The sequence below is a fragment of the Cupriavidus sp. IDO genome (assembly GCF_000812465.1).
Taxonomy (GTDB): domain Bacteria; phylum Pseudomonadota; class Gammaproteobacteria; order Burkholderiales; family Burkholderiaceae; genus Cupriavidus.
This window is the reverse complement of the sequence record NZ_JWMA01000135.1, coordinates 1-2694: the sequence shown is the minus strand read 5'-3', so window position 1 is coordinate 2694 and position 2694 is coordinate 1. Positions and strand designations below refer to the sequence as shown.

Below are 2694 nucleotides of genomic sequence, written 5' to 3'. Positions count from 1 at the left end.
AACATTGAACCATTTACATGGGAACAACTAGGACGCAAAAAATGGCGCAAAGGCGCGCCATGTCTTGCTTAGCTGCGTTTCGGGCCCTCAAACTTCGGACTAGCGGGCGCAGCGACACCGGCGCCACGAATGCAGCGACGATGCCGATCACTAGCGCGATGGCGGCACGCGGCCGGTATTGAATGAGCTTCGGGACAGGGAGAACGGGGAGCATGAGCATCAGAAGGTGGGTAGAATGGCCACTTGCGCAGGCCGCCCGATCTGGCTCCGACGCGCGTTCCAACGAAAGCTCCTCGACCATCAACGGCTCGCCAGGCTACGGCTCGCGCTCCGGGCCGTGTCGACCCTTTGCACGAGGGTGGCCTATGCCTGAAAGCAGCTATATGGTGAGAATCTATGCCAGCGTAGCGCGTTCCAGTCGCCCGCTCAAGCTGCCTTCACCGGTCTATCGAGTTGGCTTCCATGCCTCAATGAGTGCCTTGAGCGCTGTCGTGATTGCAGCGTTCCCGATGCTCTCGTGAATATCGCGGAAGGCGTCCAGTTGGAAGCGAGGGGGATCAGCCGCTTTGGATCAATCTTGTGAGACGGCAATATGCTGAGGAGCATTGATGTGCATCGACGGGTTGAATCCGCAGGCCATTCCGGCGGTTCGGCGTCTGGCGCCAAACAGCCGAGATTGCGCAATAGAAGCCATCTCGGGTTGGCCTGATATTTCCCAGGGCCAATCCCCGCGGTTGCGAGTGGATGGCAAAGGCAACTGCAAACTGCTGGGCTCGTTTCAACTTCGGCCTCGCGGTAGCCGCACGAACATCCGGCGTGAGCTAGTTCAAGGCGAGGGCTTTGCTGTTGACGCGAGCGTCATCAACGCATCCGCGCTTGCAGATCATCCATTTCTTCCAGCAGGTCGGCCACCAGAGCGGCCAGCTCCGGTATGGCGTCAAAGTCGCGCTCCAACTGCCGCATGCGCCGCGCCCGTAGTAGGCTGGCGCTGGAAAACCGCCAGACGCCAGCGACACTTACGGCATGGGGGAACAAGCCCTCATCGACATGCCGCATTAGCCACTCTGGTTCCACCATGCAGGCTGCCGCCACCCGCTCCAGAGTCAGCCAAGCATCTTCCATCAGGCAGCCTATCAGAACGTCATCATCACGCATGGGTCAGGCTCTCCTATCCGGGCGCGGATTAAAGGCCAATTCCCGCGCCATCGTTTCATAAAGCTCCCGCGCCTTTGGGGTGTTTGCCGGCGGCAGCACCACCTGGATGTCCAGCAGCAGATCGCCCGGTGGATTAGCGGGAATGCCCTTGCCGCGCACACGTAGCTCGCTGCCGCTCTGTGCGCCAGGGGGAATGCGCACCTTCAGTTCGCCCCCAGGTAAATCGATGGGCACCACCGCCCCCAGCGCCGCCTCCCATGGCGCCACCGGCAGGGTGAGGTGTAGATTTCGCCCCTTCACTTTCAGTCGGTCGTGCGGTTTGAAATGCACCTCCAGAAAAAGATCCCCCGCCGGCGCACCGCCGATCCCCGGCGCCCCCTGCCCGGCCAGACGGATGAGCTGACCTTCGCGCACGCCTTTGGGAATTTTCACGCTGAGGGTCCGGCTCCCGAGCTGCACCACGCCCTGGGCGTCCATGCTTGGCACCCGCAGTGAAAGTTGACGGGTGGCGCCGGTAAAGGCGTCTTCCAGGTCCAGCAGCACCTTGGCGTGGTGATCCACACCGCGTGACTGGAAGCTGCCACCATCTGCATGGAAGCCGCGGTGTCTGCCCCCGACATGGCCAAACAGCTCGGCGAAGAAGTCGCTGAAATCGGCCTCTTCCTGGGGCGAGAAGCCCCGACTGGAGAACTCGAAGCCGCTGTCCCAGTCCGGCGGCGGACGGAACGCCTGGCCAGGCTGATAGCCTCGCTCCAGTTGTTCGTACGCGGCGCGCTTTTCCGGGTCGGAGAGCACGGCGTAGGCCTCGTTGAGCTGCCTCATGCGCGGTTCGGCATCCGACTCCTTGGAAACGTCCGGATGGAACTTGCGCGCGAGCTTGCGGAACGCCTTCTTGATGTCCTCCGCCGTGGCATTGCGTGCCACTCCCAGCGTCTTGTAGTAGTCCTGGAACTCCATGCGTGTTCCCCTTTTCCGGTCTCGAGGGCTGCCCTTCTCCTCGGAAGAGTGATGCCGAATATCAGCCAAATCAAGAACTTGAAATCCCCAAGCGAAGCCTTACCATTGCAACCGGGGGCGTCAGAATATGGCGCCCGCGCGAAAGCGAATGGAGGCAAACATGATGTATCGATCGTTGTTTCCCCGTGACGTATTCTCAGAACTGGAACGCCTGCAGCGCGAGTGGCAGCAGCCATTCGAGCTGTCTCCCAGCATTCGCGGTCGGGTCAGTTTTCCGGCCATGAATGTCGGCGGCACATCCCACTCGGTGGAAATCTACGCTTTTGCCCCTGGCGTCGATCCGGCCAGCATCGACGTGCAGCTGGTGAAGAGCGTGCTGACCATTGTCGGCGAGCGCAAGTCCGATCTCCCCGACAAGGACGAGCAAACCTCCGTGCATATCGATGAACGCTTCGCCGGCCGCTTCCGCCGTGTGGTGAGCCTGCCAAACGACGTGAATCCCAATGCGGTGGAGGCCAAGTACCGCGACGGCGTGCTGCACATCAGCATCCAGCGCCTCGAAGCCGCGCAGCCGCGCCAAAT

3 protein-coding genes are annotated in these 2694 nt (G+C 61.5%); 1 reads left to right on the top strand and 2 read right to left on the bottom strand.

Annotated elements, in window-relative coordinates; genetic code table 11:
* Positions 1-861: 861 nt before the first annotated feature.
* Together RM96_RS28535 and RM96_RS28530 are read right to left on the bottom strand one after the other, a co-directional pair.
* Complete coding sequence (locus RM96_RS28535; protein ID WP_039015099.1) at positions 862-1155, bottom strand: chaperone modulator CbpM; 294 nt, start codon at positions 1153-1155, stop codon at positions 862-864.
* 3 nt (positions 1156-1158) lie between these two features.
* Positions 1159-2112, bottom strand: coding sequence for a DnaJ C-terminal domain-containing protein (locus RM96_RS28530; RefSeq protein WP_039015098.1), 954 nt, complete (start codon positions 2110-2112; stop codon positions 1159-1161).
* Positions 2113-2272: 160 nt separating this feature from the next.
* On the opposite strand from RM96_RS28530, the gene RM96_RS28525 reads away from it, so the two are divergent.
* The coding region (locus RM96_RS28525; protein WP_039015101.1) for an Hsp20/alpha crystallin family protein at positions 2273-2694 on the top strand (422 nt) is incomplete at its 3' end.